This is a genomic window from Pseudomonas brassicacearum (genome assembly GCF_003732225.1).
In the GTDB taxonomy this organism is placed as follows: domain Bacteria; phylum Pseudomonadota; class Gammaproteobacteria; order Pseudomonadales; family Pseudomonadaceae; genus Aquipseudomonas; species Aquipseudomonas brassicacearum_E.
Genome location: NZ_MOBJ01000005.1, coordinates 189,854 through 212,188, shown reverse-complemented (window position 1 = coordinate 212,188; position 22,335 = coordinate 189,854). Strand labels below are relative to the sequence as shown.

Annotated in this window: 19 protein-coding genes; 8 read left to right on the top strand and 11 right to left on the bottom strand. The window is 60.2% G+C overall.

Going from position 1 to position 22,335, the window contains the following annotated elements; all coding sequences use genetic code 11:
- Nucleotides 1-6 precede the first annotated feature (6 nt).
- Nucleotides 7-285, top strand: coding sequence for an HPr family phosphocarrier protein (locus tag BK659_RS06515; protein ID WP_123424273.1), 279 nt, complete (start codon nt 7-9; stop codon nt 283-285).
- 307 nt (nt 286-592) lie between these two features.
- Here the strand turns inward: BK659_RS06515 and pmbA are convergent, their stop codons facing one another.
- Nucleotides 593-1,939, bottom strand: a complete 1,347-nt coding sequence (pmbA, locus tag BK659_RS06510) for a metalloprotease PmbA (protein ID WP_123424272.1) — start codon at nt 1,937-1,939, stop codon at nt 593-595.
- A gap of 108 nt (nt 1,940-2,047) precedes the next feature.
- On the opposite strand from pmbA, the gene yjgA reads away from it, so the two are divergent.
- Nucleotides 2,048-2,572, top strand: coding sequence for a ribosome biogenesis factor YjgA (gene yjgA, locus BK659_RS06505; RefSeq protein ID WP_123424271.1), 525 nt, complete (start codon nt 2,048-2,050; stop codon nt 2,570-2,572).
- 93 nt (nt 2,573-2,665) lie between these two features.
- Here the strand turns inward: yjgA and tldD are convergent, their stop codons facing one another.
- From tldD to mreB, 8 genes are all read right to left on the bottom strand, one after another.
- Nucleotides 2,666-4,108 (bottom strand): metalloprotease TldD, encoded by a 1,443-nt coding sequence (gene tldD, locus BK659_RS06500; protein WP_123424270.1) that lies wholly within the window; start codon nt 4,106-4,108, stop codon nt 2,666-2,668.
- A gap of 4 nt (nt 4,109-4,112) precedes the next feature.
- The gene (locus BK659_RS06495; RefSeq protein ID WP_123424269.1) at nt 4,113-4,973 is read right to left on the bottom strand and encodes a carbon-nitrogen hydrolase family protein; all 861 of its coding nucleotides are present in this window, start codon (nt 4,971-4,973) and stop codon (nt 4,113-4,115) included.
- Nucleotides 4,974-5,236: 263 nt separating this feature from the next.
- The gene (locus BK659_RS06490; protein ID WP_123424268.1) at nt 5,237-9,040 is read right to left on the bottom strand and encodes a YhdP family protein; all 3,804 of its coding nucleotides are present in this window, start codon (nt 9,038-9,040) and stop codon (nt 5,237-5,239) included.
- A 69-nt stretch (nt 9,041-9,109) separates the two neighbouring features.
- Entirely contained in the window at nt 9,110-10,567 is a 1,458-nt protein-coding gene (rng, locus tag BK659_RS06485; protein ID WP_123424267.1) for a ribonuclease G, read from the bottom strand.
- 45 nt (nt 10,568-10,612) lie between these two features.
- Nucleotides 10,613-11,230 (bottom strand): Maf family protein, encoded by a 618-nt coding sequence (locus BK659_RS06480; protein WP_123424266.1) that lies wholly within the window; start codon nt 11,228-11,230, stop codon nt 10,613-10,615.
- Nucleotides 11,231-11,277: 47 nt separating this feature from the next.
- On the bottom strand, nt 11,278-11,760 hold the full coding sequence (mreD, locus tag BK659_RS06475; RefSeq protein ID WP_123424265.1) for a rod shape-determining protein MreD: 483 nt from the start codon (nt 11,758-11,760) through the stop codon (nt 11,278-11,280).
- Nucleotides 11,760-12,866, bottom strand: a complete 1,107-nt coding sequence (gene mreC / locus BK659_RS06470) for a rod shape-determining protein MreC (RefSeq protein ID WP_259740216.1) — start codon at nt 12,864-12,866, stop codon at nt 11,760-11,762. The genes mreD and mreC overlap by 1 nt, the downstream gene beginning before the upstream one ends.
- A 143-nt stretch (nt 12,867-13,009) precedes the next feature.
- The gene (gene mreB / locus BK659_RS06465; RefSeq protein WP_002555108.1) at nt 13,010-14,047 is read right to left on the bottom strand and encodes a rod shape-determining protein MreB; all 1,038 of its coding nucleotides are present in this window, start codon (nt 14,045-14,047) and stop codon (nt 13,010-13,012) included.
- 210 nt (nt 14,048-14,257) lie between these two features.
- Between mreB and gatC the strand changes: the two genes are divergently transcribed.
- From gatC to BK659_RS06435, 6 genes are all read left to right on the top strand, one after another.
- Nucleotides 14,258-14,545: an Asp-tRNA(Asn)/Glu-tRNA(Gln) amidotransferase subunit GatC gene (gatC, locus tag BK659_RS06460; protein ID WP_019691880.1), complete on the top strand. Its 288-nt coding sequence runs from the start codon at nt 14,258-14,260 to the stop codon at nt 14,543-14,545.
- A gap of 16 nt (nt 14,546-14,561) precedes the next feature.
- Nucleotides 14,562-16,013, top strand: coding sequence for an Asp-tRNA(Asn)/Glu-tRNA(Gln) amidotransferase subunit GatA (gatA, locus tag BK659_RS06455; protein WP_123424263.1), 1,452 nt, complete (start codon nt 14,562-14,564; stop codon nt 16,011-16,013).
- A 10-nt stretch (nt 16,014-16,023) separates the two neighbouring features.
- Nucleotides 16,024-17,469 carry an Asp-tRNA(Asn)/Glu-tRNA(Gln) amidotransferase subunit GatB gene (gene gatB / locus BK659_RS06450; RefSeq protein ID WP_123424262.1) on the top strand — a complete coding sequence of 482 codons (1,446 nt, stop codon included), beginning with the start codon at nt 16,024-16,026 and terminating at the stop codon, nt 17,467-17,469.
- A 148-nt stretch (nt 17,470-17,617) separates the two neighbouring features.
- The gene (locus BK659_RS06445; RefSeq protein ID WP_123424261.1) at nt 17,618-17,992 is read left to right on the top strand and encodes a septal ring lytic transglycosylase RlpA family protein; all 375 of its coding nucleotides are present in this window, start codon (nt 17,618-17,620) and stop codon (nt 17,990-17,992) included.
- A gap of 40 nt (nt 17,993-18,032) precedes the next feature.
- On the top strand, nt 18,033-19,109 hold the full coding sequence (locus BK659_RS06440; RefSeq protein WP_123424348.1) for a calcium/sodium antiporter: 1,077 nt from the start codon (nt 18,033-18,035) through the stop codon (nt 19,107-19,109).
- Nucleotides 19,106-19,498 (top strand): carboxymuconolactone decarboxylase family protein, encoded by a 393-nt coding sequence (locus BK659_RS06435; RefSeq protein ID WP_123424260.1) that lies wholly within the window; start codon nt 19,106-19,108, stop codon nt 19,496-19,498. Before BK659_RS06440 ends, BK659_RS06435 begins: the two co-directional genes overlap by 4 nt.
- Before the next feature lie 142 nt (nt 19,499-19,640).
- On the opposite strand, the gene BK659_RS06430 is transcribed toward BK659_RS06435, so the two are convergent.
- Both BK659_RS06430 and garD read right to left on the bottom strand, forming a co-directional pair.
- Nucleotides 19,641-20,582 carry an AEC family transporter gene (locus BK659_RS06430; RefSeq protein WP_123424259.1) on the bottom strand — a complete coding sequence of 314 codons (942 nt, stop codon included), beginning with the start codon at nt 20,580-20,582 and terminating at the stop codon, nt 19,641-19,643.
- Between the two features lie 198 nt (nt 20,583-20,780).
- Nucleotides 20,781-22,334, bottom strand: a complete 1,554-nt coding sequence (garD, locus tag BK659_RS06425) for a galactarate dehydratase (protein WP_123424258.1) — start codon at nt 22,332-22,334, stop codon at nt 20,781-20,783.
- Between the last annotated feature and the right edge of the window lies 1 nt (nt 22,335).

The following is a 22,335-nucleotide window of genomic DNA, read 5'->3' as shown; positions in this document are numbered from 1 at the left end:
ACCGCGATGCCCGCTCTGGAAATTGAAATCATCAACAAACTGGGCCTGCATGCCCGCGCTTCCGCCAAATTCGTGGGCAAAGCTGCGGAGTTTCCCTGTGAGATCAGAGTGGGCCGCTCCCCCGACCAGAACAAGATGGTCGATGGCAAGAGCATCATGTCCATGATGATGCTGGCCGCCGGCAAGGGAACGACGATCCACCTCCACGCAGAAGGTGATCAAGCTCAGGATGCGCTGGATGCGTTGAAGGCGCTGATCAACGACTATTTCGGCGAAGGCGAGTAAACACAGAACCTTCTGGCGAAGTGGCTTTTGTGGCGAGGGGCTTACACGACCTGTAGCAGCTGCCGAGCCCGCGAGGCTGCGTTCGAGGACGAAGTCCTCGTAAATCCGGCATACACGGTATGCCTGAAAGAACGCGCCGCCTGATTTTACGACTGCTTCGCAGCCGAACGCAGGCTTCGCCAGCTGCTACAGGGAATGTGCCAAGCCTGAAATCCCTTAACTTACCGGCATTAGGGTTTGCGTCAGGCAATAAAAAAAAGCGCGCCACCCATTGGGTGGCGCGCTTTTTTTGCTTAACCGCAAGGGTTTAGCTGCCGGCCACCGTCATCCGCTCGATCAACACTGAACCTGTACGAATGTTGCTGCGCAATTCCAGGTCATTACCCACCGCAATGATCTGCTTGAACATGTCACGCATGTTGCCGGCGATAGTCACTTCCTGGACCGCGAACTGGATTTCACCATTCTCGACCCAGAAACCCGCCGCACCGCGAGAGTAGTCACCAGTGACCATGTTCAAGCCCTGGCCCATCAATTCGGTCACCAGCAAGCCGCGTCCCATGCGCCGCAACAGCGCCGCCTGGTCTTCATCGCCATGGGTGACGAACAGGTTGTGCACACCACCGGAGTTGGCGGTGCTCGGCATGCCGAGTTTGCGGCCGGAATAAGTACCCAGCACGTAAGACACTAACTCACCCTTCTCGACGAACGGTTTGGCATAGGTCGCCAGACCATCACCATCGAACGCCGAACTGCCCATCGCGCGCATCAGGTGCGGACGCTCATCGATAGTCAACCATTCAGGGAACAGCTTCTGGCCCAGCGCGCCTTCGAGGAACGACGACTTGCGGTACAGATTGCCGCCCGAAATCGCGCCGAGGAAACTGCCGAACAGACCGCCGGCCAATTCGGCGGAAAACAGCACCGGCACTTCGCAGGTCGGTACCGGACGCGCGCCCAAGCGGCTGGCCGCCCGTTGCGCGGCACGCTGGCCGATACTCACCGGATCGGCCAGCAGATTGCCCTGGCGATTGACGTCGTACCAATAGTCGCGCTGCATCTGGCCATCAGCTTCGGCGATCATCACGCAGCTCAGGCTGTGACGCGTCGACGCATAACCGCCGATAAAGCCATGGCTATTGCCATATACGCGGCAGCCCTGATGAGTACTCAAGGTGGTGCCATCGGCGTTCTTGATCCGGCTGTCGGTAGCAAACGCCGCCGCTTCACAGGCCAGCGCCCGCTCGATCGCTTGCTCCGGAGTAATGTCCCATTCGTGGAACAGGTCGAAGTCCGGCAAGTCCTTGGCCATCAGCGCGGCGTCGGCCAGGCCCGAGTGTTCGTCTTCGGAGGTGTGCTTGGCGATGGCCAATGCAGCGGCGACAGTTTCGCGAATCGCCTCGGGGCCACTGGCCGAGGTGCTGGCCGAGCCTTTGCGCTGGCCAACATACAAGGTAATGCCGAAGCCCTGATCACGGTTGAACTCAACGGTTTCAACTTCCCGCTGACGCACCGAGGTCGACAGGCCCTGTTCCAGAGACACGGCGACTTCGCAGGCGCTGGCACCCTGGCGCCTGGCTTCGGCGATGATCTGCTCGACTTGCTCTTGCAGTGCCGGCAACGCTTGTGGGCCGACGCTTTCAACTGCACTCATGCTGTTCTCCACTCAAATTCTGCTTTCGGTTAAGGTCATCGAGCGACCGGGCCGGACAAGCGGCCCCCGACTGGTTATCATGGCGGCGTTTCTTTGCGGACTGCCACCATGGTTGATTCTTACGACGACTCCCTCGACGGGGGAGAAAAAAGCAAAACCCAGGTCAAACGCGAGCTGCATGCTCTGGTTGATCTTGGCGAGCGCCTTACAACACTCAAGCCTGACTTGCTGGCAAAACTGCCGTTGACCGACGCTTTGCGCCGGGCTCTGGCCGATGCCCCCAAGCACACCGCGAACATCGCGCGTAAACGGCACCTGCAGTTCATCGGCAAGCTGATGCGCGATCAGGACATCAGCGCCGTTCTGTCGCTGCTGGACCAACTCGATGCCTCCACTCGCCAGTACAACGAACGTTTCCACGGTCTGGAACGCTGGCGCGATCGCTTGATCGCCGGTGACGATGCCGTACTGGAAAAGTTCGTCGTCGACTACCCGGAAGCGGATCGCCAGCAACTGCGCTCCATGATCCGTCAGGCCCAGCACGAGCTCGCCCAAAGCAAGCCTCCTGCCTCCAGCCGAAAAATCTTCAAGTACATCCGTGAGCTGGACGAGACTCAACGCGGTTTGCGCTGAATAACCTCGCCCCCGTAGGAGCTGCCGAAGGCTGCGATCTTTTGATCTTTTAAAAGCAAAGATCGCAGCCTTCGGCAGCTCCTACGCATCTTTTTATGCGCCCGTGCCACCCACGGTAATCGCGTCGATTTTCAAGGTTGGCTGGCCGACACCCACCGGCACCGACTGACCATCCTTGCCGCACGTCCCTACCCCGCTGTCCAGCGCCAGATCGTTACCGACCATCGACACCCGGCTCATGGCTTCCGGACCGTTACCGATCAACGTTGCCCCTTTGACCGGCGCGGTAATCTTGCCGTCCTCGATCAGGTACGCTTCGCTGGTGGAGAACACGAACTTGCCGCTGGTGATGTCGACCTGTCCGCCGCCCAGATTGGCGCAGTAGATACCCTTCTTCACCGAAGCAATGATTTCTGCCGGATCGCTTTCGCCACCGAGCATGTAAGTATTGGTCATGCGCGGCATCGGCAGGTGCGCGTAAGACTCACGGCGACCATTGCCAGTGCGCGCCAGGCCCATCAGGCGAGCATTGAGCTTGTCCTGCATGTAGCCCTTGAGCACGCCGTTTTCGATCAGCGTGGTGCACTCGGTCGGAGTGCCTTCATCGTCGATGCTCAGCGAACCACGACGACCGGCCAGTGTGCCGTCATCGACGATGGTGCAGAGTTTGGACGCAACCATTTCACCCATGCGACCGCTGTAGGCCGAACTGCCTTTACGGTTGAAGTCGCCTTCCAGGCCGTGGCCAACCGCTTCGTGCAGCAACACGCCGGACCAACCCGACCCCAGAACCACCGGCAAGGTGCCGGCCGGTGCCGGAATGGCTTCCAGATTGACCAGCGCCTGACGCAACGCTTCACGGGCGTAGCCCATGGCACGGTCGTCAGCGAGGAAATAGCGGTAATCGGTACGCCCGCCGCCGCCATGACCACCACGTTCGCGGCGACCGTTCTGCTCGACGATCACGCTGACGTTGAAGCGCACCAGCGGTCGCACGTCGGCAGCCAGACCACCGTCAGTGGAGGCCACCAAAATGCGCTCCCAGACCCCGGCCATGCTCACGGTGACTTGCTGGATACGCGGATCGAGCGCACGAGTCGCCACATCAATACGCTTGAGCAACTCGACTTTCTCGGCGCGTGTCATCACTTCCAGCGGATTATCCGGCCCGTACAGGCGGGCGACATCCTGAGTGCTGAATGCTTGTACGGTACCGTTTTGCCCGGCGCGGGAAATCGAACGGGCGGCGCGGGCCGCCAGGCCCAGGGCTTCAAGGGTGATTGCATTGCTGTAGGCAAAACCGGTTTTTTCACCCGATTGCGCACGCACGCCAACCCCTTGATCGAGGTTGAAGCTGCCTTCCTTGACGATGCCGTCTTCCAGAGCCCAGGACTCGGAAATCTGGCCCTGAAAATACAGGTCGGCTGCATCAATGCCCGGACCGGCCAGATCACCCAACACGTTTTGCAGGTTCTCGATGGTCACGCCGCCCGGCGCTAGCAGATGTTCACTGACTGAGGACAACAACTCGCTCATGGTTTTACGCCTTAATTCCACGTTCTGAGGCAGGTCGCTGCGCGCCCTGCGAGAAAAAGCGCCGGTGACTGGACACCGGCATCCGCGCCCGGATGGACGCCTGTTCGCTGCTATCGCGTTCAGCCAGCAGCACGGCCTCGCCTTGATCCTGCTCCGCCAGCACGCGGCCCCACGGGTCGACAATTGCCGCATGGCCGAAAGTCTCACGCGGCCCCGGATGTGTTCCGCCCTGGGCGGCCGCCAGCACGTAACACTGGGTCTCGATGGCCCGCGCGCGGATCAACACTTCCCAATGGGCCGCACCCGTTACAGCGGTAAACGCCGATGGTGCGGTAATCAGCTCTGCCCCGGCTGCGCGCAGTTCGCTGTACAGCTCCGGAAAACGCAAGTCGTAGCAAACCGTCAGACCAACCCGGCCGACCGGTGTATCGGCAACCACCACCTTACTGCCGTGAGCATAGTCATCGGATTCGCGGTAGCGGCCGCGATTGTCTGCCACATCGACATCGAACAAATGCAACTTGTCGTAGCGGGCCACTGTCTCGCCGTGCTCATCGATCAACAACGAACAGGCATTGGATTTCGCCTGGGGCTGGTCAACCGGCGGTAACGGCAACGTGCCGGCCACTATCCATAACTTGAGGTCGCGAGCGGTCTGTTTCAACCAGGGCAGGATCGGACCTTCGCCCAACGCCTCGGCGCGACCGATGTCAGCGATGTCGCGACGGCCCATGGCGGCGAAGTTCTCCGGCAACACCGCCAGTCGCGCACCACCCGCCGCCGCTTGCTCGAGCAAGTGCCGAGCCTGGATCAGGTTGGCCGGCACGTCGCTCTGGCTGACCATTTGAATCACCGCAAAAGACATGGCCCTTTCCTTATTTGATATCTGCACGCTTTGCGTCTGCCTTGCAAATACCCGTAGCAGCTGGCGAAGCCTGCGTTCGGCTGCACAGCAGTCGTAAAATCAAACACCGCGATTTTTCAGATAAACCGTGTATTCCGGATTTACGACTGCTTCGCAGCCGAACGCAGGCTTCGCCAGCTGCTACGGGGAGCGTACGCGGCGACACAAAAAGCCTACAGCCATGCTACTCCATAGGCCTGGAGAGTGTGTTCTGAAAAAGAGTGTCAAAAAGGTTTGTCGTAGGTGATTTTCGGCTCCTTCCACGGGCCTTTGATGGTGTATTTGACGCTGGCAAAGCGCGCCACGCGATCACCGATCAGTTTGTCGATCAGAAACAATGCACCGCCTACCGCTGGCGCGCCGACGATCAGTGCCGCAATCGGCAAATTGTTGGTCAACGGCAAGGTCACCAGCAGATTCGCATCGACCCGGTCACCCACCAGGTCCAGCGTACCGTTGAGCTCCAGGTTGCTCGATGGGCCGGTCATGAGGATCGGCTCACGAGTGACGTAAACACCATTGCTGGCCACCAGCAGCCCCTTGACCCGGTCGTAACTCAGGCCTTTGCCGAACAGGTCGGAGAAATCCAGGCGCAAGCGACGGCCGATCGAGTTGAAGTTGAGCAGGCCAAACACCCGCAACGCCTGTGCGCCCCCTTCGACTTCAACGAACTGCCCTTTGCGCAGCGTGGCATCCAGGCTGCCGGAGTAACGCTTCGGACCGACCCAGGCGGGTGAGCCTGGCCAGCGGCCGTCGATGTCCATATGGAACTCTTCGCTGGTCACCGTCGGCGCAAATCCCCAGCCCTTGAGCACATCCCCAAGGTTCTTGCCCTCAAGACGCCCCTTGTACCAACTGCTGCTGGCACCCGCCACACCTTCCCAGCCACCCGCGCCCTGCAACTGCATGCCTTTGAGGCCCAGATTCATGCTATTGAAGGCAATACCCTTGACGATTGGGCGGACCTTCAACGACCAGGCGCCCACCAGATCAGTGCCCTGATACAGCTCGTCAATCTTGATGTCCAATGCAGGAATTTTCGTTGGGTCGACCGACGCCAGCGGGTCCGGTGCATTCTCGTCGGCCTGCACTTTCGGATCAGGCGCCGGTAACCGCACGTATTGCAGGTTGATCGCAACCGGCGCGGACTTGGCGTCGGGAATCCCTACAGTGCCTTTGGCCTGCTGGCTATCGAGTTGCAACGCCCAGGCTGTCGGCTTGCGATCAAGTTGCAGCCGGGCCTGATCCAGCGTGGTGCCAAACCCCGTGAGCTTGTCGACCTTGAAGTCTGCGCCACTGAGCAATTGCTTGGCGCTGCCGCCCGGATCCTGCCCGGCGTACCGATCAATCAGCGCTTTCCATGGTTCGACATCCAGCTCCGACAGCACGCCCCGTATGCGCAGACCTTTATCGCCCGGCAACAGTGCGTTGCCGGTACCCAGGAACAACTCGCCACGGCCATCGGCAAAATTGCCGCTGGGCGCGGCGAAGGTGAAGTCCGCCAGATCACCGTAGTCGAGCCAGTAACGCCGCTCCGGCCCTTGCAGGGTCATGCGAAATACGGTGTTGCGACCTTGCGCGGCGGACATGCCGAACGGTGCCGGCAAGTCGACTGCCACGCCCTTGAGGCTGGAGCTGACCATCAACTGACTGTCGGGGCCGTCGAGGTTGAGCTGCAACTGATAGGGGATAGTCCCGGAGACTGGTAACGGCTGAGTGACGTTCAACCAATCGGTGAGTTTTTTCACCGCTACCTGGCCGTTTGCGGTTACCCGGGTGTTGAACTTCCCTGGGCTGCCATTGGCATAAATCTGTGCACTGATCGGCCGGTCAAAGGCCTGCGCGGTAATGTTCTGGCCACTGAGCCCCTTGGCACTGTCAAAGCGGAAATCACCTTTGAGCTGCGTCAGCTCAAGCACGGGATCGCTCAGCTTCAGACGCGACTTGGCGGTTTTGAAGTCGACCACAATCTTCGGCTCTTCGCCCTTGGCCAAGGGGATATCCAGTTTCAGGCTACCCTGCAATTCACCCTCGCCCTGCCAACCGGCAAAGGTCGGACCGGTACCGATCGGTGCGTCCTGAAGAATCTTCAGGCCATCGCCCAGACCGCCGGCGAAAGTGCCATCGAGGAACAGGTGAGGGTTTTGCCCGGCAGGCGCATGGGGGATGTTGACGTAGATATCGCGAACCTGGGTGTCGAGCAACTGGCCCTTGCTGGCCAGAATGCGCACACCACTGTCCTCGATGAACACATCGCCGCTGACCTTGCCGACATGCGGCCAACCCGGCTGGAAGGCCAGTTCGGCGTCATGCACTTTGAAGAACAGGCTGATGCTGCGCGCCGCGTCGACAGCATCGTGGTTCAGCGACCCCTGATACTGGAAGAAACCTTCATCCACCGCGCCTTTGAGAATCGCCGTACGCAGCCATTCATCCAGCGCCGGGCTCAAGACCTTCGGCAGGTACTTGGCGGTATAGCGTCCGTCCCCTTCCAGCAGACCGACCCGCAGGTCCATGTAGTCTTCCTGGGTGTGATCGAAATGCAGGCGAATCAGGAAGTCGCCGGCAATCTTGCCCTCTTCGCCCAGTACCTTCAGGTAGGGCGCAATCAGGGTGAAACCTTGTTGATCGAGTTTCCAGGTCAGCCGGGCATTCGCCTGAATGTACTGCCATGGCTTGGCAAAGATCGGGTCCAGGTGCAGGGAAAAATCCTTGCTGTCCATGCGCAGCTCACCCTGGCCGAGGTCGCCGCTGATACTCCCGGAAACGTTACGCGCTGCCGGTGCACCGTGATAAGCATCAAACCCGACACGCTCGAGATTGGCGGCGAAGCTGAATTTGCTGTCGTCGGTAGCCTCGGGCCGGACGTCGATCAGCACGTTGCGCAAGGCGCCGGTAACCTTGAGCCGCTCGACCACCGTAGCGAAGTCTTTGGGCAGTGGCCCCAGCGCATTCAGCAACGGTGTGATCGGGGTGAGGTCGAAGCGGTCGGCCTGGAGGTGCCAGAGTTCAGGGGTCTTTTCAGTGGTCGCCGTCTGCTGAAGTTGCAGATGGGTTTCCCAACGGGTTTCCCCCAAGGTCATGGCCAGAGAATCGAAGGACACCTGGAAACCTTCGGTGTTGCGCTGGAAATACCCATTGAGCGCCAGATTATCGATCTTGATCGGCGCACGTTCGGCGTAGGCACCGTTGAGTTGCGGCGCGTTAAGACGAATGGCTGCGCGTTGCAGGGCACCCTTGCTCCAGTTCACCCAAAGCTCGCCACCGGCCTTGATCTCGGAAAAATTCCATTGCCCGGTCAGACTCTCGGGTAACCATTTCGACCAGTCACTTTGCGGCAGGCTCAGATAGGCATCGATTTCAGCGTCTTTCCACTGGCTGGCACGAATCCGGCTACGCAGGCTCATGGCCAACGGCTGGCCGTCGGGCAAGGTCAGACGAGCGTCGAGGCGCTGCTGGCCGACACCGGCTTTAAGATTCAGGCCGACATAGGTCAGGGTCAGCGGCGCGTGGTCGATCGGCTGCAAGGTGATCTGGCTGTCGAGCACCGACAACTGCGCCACCCTCTGCATGCGGTTGAGCAGTTGTTCGGGATCCAGCGGCTGATTCTGCTGCACTGGCAAGCCTTCGAGCGCCCATTGCCCCTTCGGGCCTTCCTTGAGGCTGATCTTCAGGCCGCTGAGTTCCAGGTGTTCGATCTGCACCGAACGCGCCAGCAAGCTGGCCCAGACATCCGGCACCGCCCGTACCTGATCCAGGTGCAAGGCATTGGCGCCTTCACCGACCACCACATCATGGGCCAGCAAAATCGGCGCCATGCCACTCCAGCGCCCTTCCAGGCGACCGATCTGCAACGGCATGCCCAATGCTTCACGGGCCTTGGCTTCGACGTCCGCGCGATATTCGGCCACCAACGGAATAAACTCGCGACCGAGGCTGACGTACAGCGCCGCCAGCACCAGCAATAACGCACAAAGCCCCAGCCCCCAGCGGGTCAATGTGGTCAAAATGCGGATCAGACGGTCCATGTCAGATGGCTCCCATGGCGAAATCGTGCAGCAAGCTGAGGCCAGCCGTTAGTAATGAAACACAGCGGATCAGAGCAGCACCACGTCGTATTGTTCCTGGGAGTACATGGTTTCTACCTGAAAACGAATAGTTCGTCCGATAAAACCTTCAAGTTCCGCGACATTGCCTGACTCTTCGTCGAGCAACCGGTCGACCACTTTCTGATTGGCCAGTACACGATAGCCTTCAGCCTGATAGGCGCGGGCCTCACGCAAGATCTCCCGGAAGATTTCATAGCACACGGTTTCCGGAGTCTTGAGCTTGCCACGGCCCTGACAGCTGCTGCACGGCTCGCAGAGCACCTGTTCGAGACTTTCGCGCGTGCGCTTGCGCGTCATCTGCACCAGGCCCAACTCGGTGATGCCGATGATGTTGGTCTTGGCGTGATCGCGTTCCAGCTGTTTCTCCAGCGTGCGCAGCACCTGGCGCTGATGCTCTTCGTCTTCCATGTCGATGAAGTCGATGATGATGATCCCGCCCAGGTTGCGCAGGCGCAGTTGCCGGGCAATCGCGGTGGCCGCTTCCAGATTGGTTTTGAAGATGGTTTCTTCAAGATTGCGGTGCCCGACGAAAGCGCCCGTATTCACGTCAATGGTGCTCATGGCTTCTGCCGGATCGACCACCAGATAGCCGCCGGACTTGAGCGGTACTTTGCGCTCCAGTGCCTTTTGAATTTCATCCTCGACGCCATACAGATCGAAAATCGGCCGCTCGCCCGGATAGTGTTCCAGACGGTCAGCGATTTCCGGCATCAGCTCGGCAACGAACTGTGTGGTTTTCTGGAAGGTTTCCCGCGAATCGATGCGGATCTTCTCGATCTTCGGGCTGACCAGGTCGCGCAGGGTGCGCAGCGCCAGGCCGAGGTCTTCGTAAATCACGTTCGGTGCGCTGACGGTCTTGATCTGCGCACCAATCTGATCCCAGAGGCGGCGCAGATAACGGATGTCCATCAGGATCTCATCGGCGCCGGCACCTTCAGCCGCAGTGCGCAGAATAAAGCCGCCAGCCTCCTTGATGCCTTCCTTCGCGACGCAATCAGTGACCACTTGCTTGAGGCGTTCGCGCTCGGTTTCGTCCTCTATTTTCAGCGAAATACCGACGTGAGCCGTGCGCGGCATGTACACCAGATAGCGCGAGGGAATCGACAGCTGGGTCGTCAGACGCGCGCCCTTGGAGCCAATCGGATCCTTGGTAACTTGCACCACCAGGCTCTGGCCTTCATGCACCAGTGCGCTGATGCTTTCCACCGCAGGGCCTTCACGCAGGGAGATTTCCGAGGCGTGGATAAAGGCTGCCCGGTCCAGACCGATATCGACGAATGCCGCCTGCATACCAGGCAGAACGCGAACGACCTTGCCTTTATAGATGTTGCCGACAATCCCGCGACGCTGGGTGCGCTCGACATGAACCTCTTGCAGAACACCGTTTTCGACCACCGCCACGCGCGATTCCATCGGCGTGATGTTGATCAGAATCTCTTCACTCATGGCAAGGTCTCGTTCAGGCATATTCACGATTATGGCCGCATCAAGTCAGTACGGCGCTTGGCGCGCGATATGGTTTTGCCAACAGGGTATGCCGAAATGGCCGAGCAGTTCCGCGGTTTCGCACAGCGGCAGGCCGACCACGGCGGAGTAACTGCCATTGAGTGCCGCGACAAACACCGCGCCAAGGCCCTGAATTCCGTAGCCGCCAGCCTTGTCCCGTGGCTCGCCGCTGGCCCAGTAGGCCACTGCCTCTTTATGACTGATGAAGCGAAAACGCACCAGGCTGCGCACCACGCGTGATTCGCAGTATTGGCCATCAAGCACGGCGATAGCGGTCAGCACTTCATGTTCACGCCCCGACAGGCTCATCAACATGCTCAGCGCTTCGGCTTCGTCGAGCGGTTTACCAAGAATCTTCCCATCAAGCACCACGGCGGTGTCGGCACCCAACACACAGATGGGTGCACCCGGCTCGTTGAGCGCCAGCAATGCACGACCGGCCTCGGCCTTGTCGCGCGCCAGACGCTCGACATAGGCCGCAGGGGACTCGTTAGTCAGAGGGGTTTCATCGATGTCCGCGCTGATGGCGGTGAACGGCACACCGATCTGCGTGAGCAGTTCACGTCGACGCGGCGAGCCTGAGGCGAGGTAAAGCGGATTCATCAAGACATCTCCCTGTCGAGGTGCGGGCTAATGCCTGACCGAATAAATTAATTGATTTTGTAGCGGCGGCTCAACCCACGCAATCCGAAGCTGACCCAGGGCCAGAGCAAGGCGCTGATCAGCGCCGGTAAAAGCACCGCCAACGTCTGACGGTTACCGGTCAAGGCGCTGAGCCACAGTTGCAGCAATTGTGCGAGCCCCAGGATCACCAGAATCACCAGGCTTTGCTGCCACATCGGAAACATCCGCAAGCGCGGTCGCAGCGTCATGATCAAAAAGGTGATCAGGGTCAGAATCAGCGCGTTGTGTCCCAGCAAGGTGCCGAACAGCACGTCTTGCGCCATCCCCAGACACCAGGCCGTGAGCATCCCGACTTTCTGCGGCACCTCCAATGCCCAATACGCCAGCGGTAGCGCGAGGAACATTGGACGCAAAATCTCGACATGCGGAAACGGTACGATACTGAGCAACAAGGCGATGACAAACGTCAGCCAGATCATCCAGCCATTACGAGGTCGGGTACTGGCCATTATTCTCTACCCTGAGTGGTGGCTTCAGGCGCCGTGGCACGCGGTTTGGCCGCAGCCGGCTTGACGACGGCAGCAGGCTTGGCCGGGGTCGAAGGTTTGCTCGCAGGCTTGGCCGCCGCAGGTGTAGCCGGACTCGCCGTTGCTGGCGCAGGAGTCGCGGTGGCTGGCACCGGGGCAACAGCGGCGGCAGGTTTAGGCACGGTGGCTGGCACGATGGCCGCGCCGCCAGGATGCTGATCGGCATCCTGGGCCTGAGCGGCTTCGTTTGCGCGCTCTTCCGGGGTGCGGCTATCGCTGAACACCAGCAACATGTAACGACTGCGATTGAGTGCAGCGGTCGGTACCGCGCGCACGATGGCGAACGGCTGGCCAGAGTCGTGGATCACTTCCTTGACGGTCGCCACCGGGTAACCGGCCGGGAAGCGCTGACCGAGGCCGGAGCTGACCAGCAGATCGCCTTCTTTAATATCAGCCGTGTCCGCAACGTGACGCAACTCCAGACGTTCCGGGTTGCCGGTGCCACTGGCAATCGCCCGCAAGCCGTTACGGTTCACTTGCACGGGAATGCTGTGAGTGGTGTCGGTCAGCAACAACACCCGCGAGGTGTAAGGCATCAGCTCGACCACCTGGCCCATCAGACCCCGGGCATCGAGCACCGGTTGGCCGAGCACCACGCCGTCGCGCTCACCCTTGTTGATGATGATGCGATGGGTGAAGGGGTTGGGATCGACGCCGATCAACTCGGCCACTTCGACCTTCTCGTTGACCAGGGCCGACGAGTTCAGCAGCTCGCGCAGCCGAACGTTCTGCTCGGTCAAGGCCGCAAGCTTTTGCATGCGCCCCTGCAGCAGCAGGTTTTCAGTCTTGAGTTTTTCGTTTTCGGCGACCAGTTCGGTACGGCTGCCAAATTGACTGCTCACCCCCTGCCACAACCGCTCCGGCAGGTCGGTGATCCAATAGGCGTCCATCAAGACCAGCGACATCTGACTGCGCGCAGGCTTGAGCACTTCAAAGCGGGCATCGACCACCATCAGCGCGACCGATAGCACGGCCAGCACCAAAAAGCGCACGCCCATTGAGGGGCCTTTGGCGAAAAGCGGTTTAATAAGCCGCTCCTCCCAGGCAAATGTTCTCTTTATTCATACGGCATCAAACCGGCCTGGATGCAGACTGACAGAAGATAAACGCCAACAGGCAGCACTGCAAAGTGCTACCTGTGAGCGGAACAGCATAGAAGCATCCGGCGAAATCACTCGCTGGAGAGCAGGTCCATGGTGTGTTTATCCATCATTTCCAAAGCACGGCCACCACCGCGAGCAACGCAGGTCAGCGGATCTTCGGCGACGATCACCGGCAGACCGGTTTCCTGGGCCAGCAACTTGTCGAGGTCACGCAGCAAGGCGCCACCACCGGTCAGTACCAGACCGCGCTCGGCGATATCCGACGCCAGTTCCGGCGGCGATTGCTCCAGCGCGCTTTTCACGGCCTGAACGATGGTTGCCAGGGACTCTTGCAGAGCTTCCAGCACTTCATTGGAGTTCAGGGTGAATGCACGTGGAACGCCTTCAGCCAGGTTACGGCCGCGAACATCGACTTCGCGAACTTCACCGCCCGGGTAGGCCGTACCGATTTCCTGCTTGATGCGCTCGGCGGTGGATTCGCCGATCAGGCTGCCGTAGTTGCGACGCACGTAAGTGATGATCGCTTCGTCGAAGCGGTCGCCGCCAACCCGTACGGATTCGGCGTAAACCACACCGTTCAGGGAGATCAGTGCGATTTCAGTGGTACCACCACCGATATCGACAACCATCGAACCGCGAGCTTCTTCTACCGGCAGGCCGGCACCGATCGCAGCAGCCATTGGCTCTTCGATCAGGAACACTTCACGGGCACCGGCACCCAGGGCCGATTCACGGATGGCACGACGCTCAACCTGAGTGGATTTGCATGGAACGCAGATCAGCACACGAGGGCTAGGCTGCAAAAAGCTGTTTTCGTGAACCTTGTTGATAAAGTACTGCAGCATCTTTTCGCAGACGCTGAAGTCGGCGATCACGCCGTCCTTCATCGGACGAATGGCAGCAATGTTGCCCGGTGTACGGCCGAGCATGCGCTTGGCCTCGGTGCCGACAGCAACGACACTTTTCTGATTACCGTGGGTCCGAATGGCCACAACCGATGGTTCATTCAGGACGATACCGCGCTCGCGCACGTAAATAAGGGTGTTGGCAGTGCCCAGGTCAATGGAAAGATCGCTGGAAAACATGCCACGCAGTTTCTTGAACATGGGAAAGGGACCCTAGGCAACGCGTGGGTAAAAAAGTGCGGCAAACTCTAACAACGACAGGGATTTTGGGCAAGGCGCCAATATGTTAAATTGGACGCTTTTCTGTGCACCAACCCCCACAATCGCGGCCTTATGACCGTAGAAATGCGGTAGTGTTCCGACAATCTAACACACGGACAGCGTCCGTTCTGTTTTCCACTGGAGAATCCCATGGCGCTTGAACGCTCCGACGTGGAAAAAATCGCTCATCTGGCCAGCCTTGGCCTCAATGATGCCGATCTTCCACACATCACTTCGGCCCTGAACAGCATTCTCGGGCTGGTCGACGAAATGCAGGCTGTCAATACCGACGGTATCGAGCCGCTGGCCCACCCACTGGAAGCCAGTCAGCGCCTGCGTGCAGACGTCGTGACCGAGTCCAATCACCGCGAGGCCTATCAGTCCATCGCACCAGCGGTCGAAAACGGCCTGTATCTGGTTCCGAAAGTCATCGACTAAAGGGAAAGAGCCTGCAATGCATCAATTGACTCTGGCCGAGATCGCCCGCGGACTCGCCGATAAAAAGTTTTCTTCCGAAGAGCTGACCAAAGTCCTGCTGGCGCGTATCGCCCAGCTCGACCCTCAGCTCAACAGTTTCATCAGCCTCACCGAAGACCTGGCGCTCCAGCAGGCGAAAGCCGCTGACGTACGCCGGGCCAACGGTGAGAGCGGCGCCCTGCTCGGTGCGCCGATCGCTCATAAAGACCTGTTCTGCACCCAGGGCATTCGCACCAGCTGCGGCTCGAAGATGCTCGACAACTTCAAGGCGCCGTATGACGCCACCGTGGTCGCCAAGCTGGCCGCGGCCGGGGCCGTGACCCTGGGCAAGACCAACATGGACGAATTCGCCATGGGTTCGGCCAACGAGTCGAGCTACTACGGCGCGGTGAAAAACCCGTGGAACCTGGAACACGTACCCGGCGGTTCGTCCGGCGGTTCGGCGGCGGCGGTTGCCGCTCGTCTGTTACCTGCGGCGACCGGCACCGACACCGGTGGCTCGATCCGACAGCCGGCAGCACTGACCAACCTCACCGGCCTGAAACCGACGTACGGTCGTGTTTCACGTTGGGGCATGATCGCTTACGCCTCCAGCCTCGATCAGGGCGGCCCGTTGGCGCGTACCGCTGAAGACTGCGCGATCCTGCTGCAAGGCATGGCCGGTTTCGACCCGCAAGACTCCACCAGCATCGACGAACCCGTGCCGGATTACAGCGCCAGCCTCAACGGTTCGCTGCAAGGCCTGCGCATCGGCGTGCCGAAAGAATACTTCAGCGCCGGGCTCGACCCACGCATTGCTGAACTGATCCACAACAGCGTCAAGGAGCTGGAAAAGCTCGGCGCGGTGGTCAAGGAAATCAGCCTGCCAAACATGCAGCACGCGATTCCTGCGTACTACGTGATCGCCCCGGCTGAAGCTTCTTCCAACCTGTCGCGTTTCGACGGCGTGCGTTTCGGCTATCGCTGCGAAGACCCGAAAGACCTGACCGACCTGTACAAGCGTTCGCGCGGCGAAGGTTTCGGCCCGGAAGTGCAGCGCCGGATCATGGTCGGCGCCTACGCGCTGTCGGCCGGTTACTACGACGCCTACTACCTGAAGGCGCAAAAAATCCGTCGCCTGATCAAGAACGACTTCATGGCAGCCTTTAATGAGGTCGACATCATCCTCGGCCCAACCACGCCGAACCCGGCCTGGAAACTCGGCGCCAAGAACAGCGACCCGGTCGCTGCGTACCTGGAAGACGTCTACACCATCACCGCCAACCTCGCGGGCCTGCCGGGCTTGTCGATGCCAGCCGGTTTCGTCGATGGTCTACCGGTCGGCGTGCAGTTGCTCGCCCCGTATTTCCAGGAAGGCCGTCTGTTGAACGTCGCCCACCAGTATCAGCTCAACACTGACTGGCACACCCGCACCCCGACAGGCTTCTGAGGAGAAACACATGCAATGGGAAGTCGTGATCGGGCTGGAGATTCATACCCAGCTCGCCACCCAATCGAAGATTTTCTCCGGTAGCGCCACCACGTTTGGCGCAGAACCGAACACCCAGGCCAGCCTGGTAGACCTGGGCATGCCCGGCGTACTGCCAGTGCTGAACCAGGAAGCGGTGCGCATGGCGGTGATGTTCGGCCTGGCGATTGACGCTGAAATCGGCCAGCACAACGTGTTCGCCCGCAAAAACTACTTCTACCCGGACCTGCCGAAGGGCTACCAGATCAGCCAGATGGAATTGCCGATCGTCGGCAAGGGCCACCTGGACATCCCGCTGGAAGACGGCACGGTCAAACGCGTCGGCATCACCCGCGCGCACCTGGAAGAAGACGCCGGTAAAAGCCTGCACGAAGAATTCAACGGCGCCACTGGCATCGACCTGAACCGTGCCGGCACGCCGCTGCTGGAAATCGTTTCCGAGCCGGACATGCGCAGCGCCAAGGAAGCCGTGGCCTACGTCAAGGCGATCCACGCGTTGGTGCGCTACCTCGGCATCTGCGACGGCAACATGGCCGAAGGCTCGCTGCGTTGCGACTGCAACGTATCGATTCGTCCAAAAGGCCAGGTTGAGTTCGGCACGCGTTGCGAGATCAAGAACGTCAACTCGTTCCGCTTCATCGAGAAGGCGATCAACACCGAAGTGCGTCGTCAGATCGAACTGATCGAAGACGGCGGCAAGGTGATCCAGCAGACGCGCCTGTACGACCCGAACAAAGACGAAACCCGCGCCATGCGCAGCAAAGAGGAAGCCAACGACTACCGTTACTTCCCCGATCCGGACCTGTTGCCAGTGGTCATCGAAGACTCGTTCCTCGATGACATCCGCGCCACCCTGCCGGAACTGCCACCGCAAAAACGCGAACGCTTCCAGGAGCAGTTCGGCCTGTCGGTCTACGATGCCAGCGTATTGGCGTCGAGCCGCGAGCAAGCGGATTACTTCGAAAAAGTCGTGAGCATCGCCGGTGATGCCAAACTGGCGGCCAACTGGGTCATGGTCGAACTGGGCAGCCTGCTGAACAAGCAAGGCCTGGAAATCGACGAAGCTCCAGTCTCGGCCGAGCAGTTGGGCGGCATGCTGCTGCGCATCAAGGACAACACCATCTCCGGCAAAATCGCCAAGACCGTGTTCGAAGCCATGGCCAGCGGCGAAGGCAGCGCGGACGAGATCATCGACAAGCGCGGCTTGAAGCAAGTCACCGACAGCGGCGCGATCTCTGCCGTACTCGATGAAATGCTCGCAGCCAACGCCGAACAGGTTGAACAATACCGCGCGGCAGACGAAGCCAAACGCGGCAAGATGTTCGGCTTCTTCGTCGGTCAGGCGATGAAAGCCTCCAAAGGCAAAGCGAACCCGCAACAAGTCAACGAACTGCTGAAAAGCAAGCTCGAAGGCTGATTGCAATGGAGCCAGCAGTCAAAACTGGCTCAAATCCCTGTGGGAGCGAGCTTGCTCGCGAAGGCGGTTCGGCACTCAATACAAAGTTGACTGTCAGAATGCATTCGCGAGCAAGCTCGCTCCCACATTTGTTTTGGGAACACCGCTTATGAAACGTCTACTTGGCGCGTGCGCCCTGCTTTCTCTGCTGGCCGGTTGCGCCAGCACGGATATCATCGATCCACACGGCTACGACAAGACCGGCGTGGCCTCGTACTACGGTGCCAAACACCAAGGTAAACGCACCGCCAGTGGCGAGCGTTTCAACGCCAATTCGCTGACCGCCGCCCACCGCCAGTTGCCGTTCGGCACGCGGGTGAAGGTCACCAATCTGAACAACGATAAATCCTGCGTGGTCCGTATCAACGATCGCGGACCGCACACCCGCGGGCGTTTGATCGATCTGTCTCGCGAAGCGGCCCAGCGGTTGGGCATGCTGGGCAGTGGCACCGCACGGGTTCGCGTGCAATCTCTCGACAACTGACAGACGGAACCCAGCCATTTTCGGACTTGCCGATTTACCCCTGCTCAGCGGGCTTCAACTGTTCGGTGGCCTGGTACTGCTGATCGCCGGCGCCGAGTTGCTGGTCCGCGCCGCCGTGCGCCTGGCCGCACACTTGAAAGTGCGCCCGCTGATCATCGGCCTGACCGTCGTGGCGCTGGGCAGCAGCGCGCCGCAGATGGCGGTGAGCCTGCAAGCGACCCTCATGCAAAACACCGACATCGCTGTCGGTAGCGTGATTGGCAGCAACATCTTCAACATCCTGGTCACCCTCGGCCTCTCGGCGCTGATCATCCCGTTGCGGGTCTCCCGGCAACTGGTGCGGCTGGACATCCCGGTGATGATCGGCGCCAGCCTGTTGGTGTTCGCCCTGGCCTGGAATGAACGACTGACACCGCTCGACGGTACGATTCTGTTAGCCGCGCTGGTGCTTTACCTCGGGTTGCTGCTGCGCCAGTCGCGGCACTCGGTGCGCCCACACAGCACTCAGACAGATGAAGGCAAATCCCGCGTACCGTGGCTGAGCAGCGTGCTGCTGATGCTCGCCGGTCTGGTACTGCTGGTGTTTGCCGGACACTTGCTGCTCAGCGCGGCGGTCGAGGTGGCGACTGAACTCGGCTTGTCGGAGCGAATCATCGGCCTGACCATCATTGCCGTCAGCACGTCACTGCCGGAACTGGCGACTTCGCTGATCGCCGCCCTGCGTGGCCAGCGCGACATCGCCGTAGGTAATGTGGTCGGCAGCAGCCTGTTCAACTTGCTCGGTGTGCTGGGCATCACCGCGCTGATTGCGCCGACGCCGCTGTCGGTATCGCCCAACGCACTGGATTTCGACTTGCCGGTGCTGCTGGCGGTCAGCGTGCTGTGCTTGCCGATGTTCTATTCAGGCTACCGAATTACCCGCGCCGAAGGCCTGCTGTTTCTGGCTTTGTACCTGGCTTACGGGCTGCACGTCGTGTCGTTTACCACGGGCATGCCACTGGCCGGCAAGCTTGAACACCTGATGCTGTTTTTCGTCCTGCCGGCGCTGATGGCGTTTTTGCTGTTCACGTCACTGCGCGCCTGGCGCCGCCAACACCACAAGAGGGAATCGCCATGACCGACACACCCGTCTCCAGCAAACCGACCGGCATTGAAGTGCGTCGACAGGTCATGGGCGACACCTTCGTCGACCGCTCCATGGGCAATGCCACCGAGCTGACCCGACCGTTTCAGGAGTTCGTCAACGAACACGCGTGGGGCGCGGTGTGGAACCGTGATGGCCTGGAACTGAAAACCCGCAGCCTGATCACCCTCGCGGCCCTGACCTCGCTCAAGTGCCCGCAAGAACTCAAGGGCCACGTACGTGGCGCGCTGAACAATGGCTGCACGGTCGACGAGATCCGCGAAACGCTGATGCACTGCGCGGTCTACGCCGGCGTGCCAGCGGCGATGGAAGCGTTTCGGGCGGCGCAGGAAGTGATCGATAGTTACCAGAAGCCGGAATGAGTGGTGACAGTTAGATAGCTATCGCGAGCAAGCTCGCTCCCACAGTGGATTTTGGTGTACGCAGATTTTGTGTTCCACACAGATCAAATGTGGGAGCGAGCTTGCTCGCGATTGGCCCTGAAGAACACCGCAAATCCCAAGCCTAGATCCACCCGCCCCACTGCAACACAAAGATCCCGAGGTTGGTGGTCACCGCCGCCATCAACGTGGTAATGACGATAATCGCCGCCGCCAGTTCATGATTGCCATTGGCCGCACGGGCCATGACAAAACTGGCCGCCGCGGTCGGGCTGCCGAAGTACAGGAACAAAATCCCCAACTCCGCCCCGCGAAAACCCCAGAGCCAGGCGCCCAGCGTGGCCAGAATCGGCAAGCCGATCATCTTCACCAGGCTTGAACTCAACGCCAGATCACCGCTCTTGCGCAACGCCGCCAGCGACAGCGTGCCGCCAATGCAGATCAACGCCAGCGGCAAGGTCATCTGCGCCAGATAGTTGCCGGAAGTCTCCAGCCAGCCAGGCAAGCCGATCTGAAAATAGGCGAAGGGGGCTGCGCTGAGCACACTGATGATCAACGGATTGCTGACCACGCTTTTGCAGATGCTCCATGGATCGGACTTGATGACCGGGCTGTACACCGCCAGCACGATGGTCGACAGCGTGTTGTAAAACAGGATCACCAGCGCCGCGAGAATCGCCCCGAGGGAAATCCCGTAAGCGCCGTACATGCTCGCCGCCAGCGCCAGGCCGATCACCCCGTTATTGCCGCGAAACGCGCCCTGGGTGTAGATCCCTCGATCCTCTCGCGGACAACGCCAGATCGCCCAGCCCCAGGCAATAGCGAACGACGCCAGGGTCGCCAGTGCGAAGTAGATCAGCAGCGCGGGTTTCAAGGCCGCGTGCAGGTCGGCGTGCAAGATGCCGAGAAACAGCAGCGCCGGCATCGTGACGTTGAACACCAGCGACGAGGCGGTGTGAATGAAGTCGTCGTTGATCCAGTGGATGCGCTTGAGCAGCACGCCCAAAAACAGCATGGCAAAGACCGGCGCAGTGATGTTCAGCGTTTCGAAAAAGATTGCCAGCATGCCGGGTGAACCTTGAGGGGCGTCGTTAGGGGGCTAATGATAAGCCACTGAAGACGCTGGCGTCTGTTAGACCGCCATCGCGAGCAAGCTCGCTCCCACATTGGTTATTTGTCGATCACAAACAGTGTGACCAACACCAACCTACTGTGGGAGCGAGCTTGCTCCGGGCGGCGATCCGACGATGCAGGCGACGCGGTCTCAGGTGATGGGCGCCGGGTTGAACAAGGTAATGTCGTTATGCAGCTTGTGCTGCTCCGCCCACGTCTGCTTCCTGCCGCTGGCCACGTCCAGATAGAAGTGGAACAACTCCCAGCCCAATTCCTCGATGGATGCGCGTCCCGTGGCAATCCGCCCCGCATCGATGTCGATCAGATCCGGCCAGCGTTGCGCCAGCTCGGTTCGGGTCGAGACCTTGACCACTGGCGCCATCGCCAGACCGTAAGGTGTACCACGCCCGGTGGTGAATACGTGCAGGTTCATCCCGGCCGCCAGTTGCAAGGTGCCGCAGACAAAATCACTGGCCGGCGTTGCGCAGAAAATCAGCCCTTTGCGCTTGAACCGTTCGCCGGGGCCAAGCACGCCGTTGATCGCGCTGTTGCCGGATTTGACGATCGAACCCAGGGATTTCTCGACAATGTTCGACAACCCGCCCTTCTTGTTACCCGGCGTGGTGTTGGCACTGCGGTCTGCTTCGCCCTTGGCCAGGTAACGGTCGTACCAGTCCATTTCGCGCACCAGTTCCTGGGCGACTTCTTTGGTTTCCGCCCGCGAGGTCAGCAGATAGATCGCGTCGCGCACCTCCGTCACTTCGGAAAACATCACCGTCGCCCCAGCCCTTAGCAACAAATCCGAGGCATAACCCAGTGCCGGGTTGGCGGTGATTCCGGAAAACGCATCACTGCCACCGCACTGCATGCCGAGGATCAACTCGGACGCCGGCACGGTTTCGCGGCGGCGCTGATCGAGTTTCTTCAAACGGATTTCAGCCAACGCCATGATCTGCTCGATCATCTCGCTGAAACCGTGACTGGCATCCTGCAAGCGATACAACCACGGCTCGCTGAGGTCCACCGAGCTGTCGTTCTCGTGCATCACCTGCCCGGCCTGCAATTTCTCGCAGCCCAGACTGATCACCAATGCTTCGCCGCCCAGGTTCGGGTTGCGCGCCAGATTGCGCACGGTGCGGATCGGGATGTAGGCGTCGGTGGCAGTGATCGCCACACCGCAGCCGTAGCTGTGGGTCAGCGCGATTACGTCATCGACATGCGGATACTTGGGCAACAACTCGTCCTTGATGCGCTTGACCGCATGATCGAGCACGCCCGTCACGCATTGCACCGTGGTGGTGATCCCGAGAATATTGCGCGTGCCGACAGTGCCATCGGCGTTGCGATAACCCTCGAACGTAAAGCCTGCCAAAGGTGCTTGTGCGGCCGGTACTTCGGTGGACAGCGGCAGGCTGTCCAGCGGTGGCGCGGTGGGCATACGCAGTTGATCTTCCTTGACCCAGCTGCCACGGGGGATCGGCTGCAAGGCGTAACCGATGGTCTGGCCGTAACGAATCACCTGGCCGCCTTCGGGGATATCTTCCAGCGTCACCTTGTGGCTTTGCGGCACGAACTCAACGGTCACCAAGCCGTCCGGGAACTCGGTGCCGGCCGGTACGCCCTGGTCATTGACCACGATCACCACGTTATCGCGCTCGTGCAGCCGGATGTAGCGCGGTGAGTCGGAATGTTCAATCAACTGCATG

Coding starts and splice junctions, on each gene's coding strand:
- pmbA (WP_123424272.1), bottom strand. CDS start 1,939: ATGAGTGCAGTTGAAAGCGTCGGCCCACAAGCGTTGCCGGCACTGCAA.
- BK659_RS06445 (WP_123424261.1), top strand. CDS start 17,618: ATGAAACGTCTACTTGGCGCGTGCGCCCTGCTTTCTCTGCTGGCCGGT.
- yjgA (WP_123424271.1), top strand. CDS start 2,048: ATGGTTGATTCTTACGACGACTCCCTCGACGGGGGAGAAAAAAGCAAA.
- BK659_RS06490 (WP_123424268.1), bottom strand. CDS start 9,040: ATGGACCGTCTGATCCGCATTTTGACCACATTGACCCGCTGGGGGCTG.
- tldD (WP_123424270.1), bottom strand. CDS start 4,108: ATGAGCGAGTTGTTGTCCTCAGTCAGTGAACATCTGCTAGCGCCGGGC.
- mreB (WP_002555108.1), bottom strand. CDS start 14,047: ATGTTCAAGAAACTGCGTGGCATGTTTTCCAGCGATCTTTCCATTGAC.
- gatB (WP_123424262.1), top strand. CDS start 16,024: ATGCAATGGGAAGTCGTGATCGGGCTGGAGATTCATACCCAGCTCGCC.
- gatA (WP_123424263.1), top strand. CDS start 14,562: ATGCATCAATTGACTCTGGCCGAGATCGCCCGCGGACTCGCCGATAAA.
- garD (WP_123424258.1), bottom strand. CDS start 22,334: ATGCAGTTGATTGAACATTCCGACTCACCGCGCTACATCCGGCTGCAC.
- mreD (WP_123424265.1), bottom strand. CDS start 11,760: ATGGCCAGTACCCGACCTCGTAATGGCTGGATGATCTGGCTGACGTTT.
- BK659_RS06480 (WP_123424266.1), bottom strand. CDS start 11,230: ATGAATCCGCTTTACCTCGCCTCAGGCTCGCCGCGTCGACGTGAACTG.
- BK659_RS06495 (WP_123424269.1), bottom strand. CDS start 4,973: ATGTCTTTTGCGGTGATTCAAATGGTCAGCCAGAGCGACGTGCCGGCC.
- BK659_RS06515 (WP_123424273.1), top strand. CDS start 7: ATGCCCGCTCTGGAAATTGAAATCATCAACAAACTGGGCCTGCATGCC.
- gatC (WP_019691880.1), top strand. CDS start 14,258: ATGGCGCTTGAACGCTCCGACGTGGAAAAAATCGCTCATCTGGCCAGC.
- BK659_RS06430 (WP_123424259.1), bottom strand. CDS start 20,582: ATGCTGGCAATCTTTTTCGAAACGCTGAACATCACTGCGCCGGTCTTT.
- rng (WP_123424267.1), bottom strand. CDS start 10,567: ATGAGTGAAGAGATTCTGATCAACATCACGCCGATGGAATCGCGCGTG.
- BK659_RS06435 (WP_123424260.1), top strand. CDS start 19,106: ATGACCGACACACCCGTCTCCAGCAAACCGACCGGCATTGAAGTGCGT.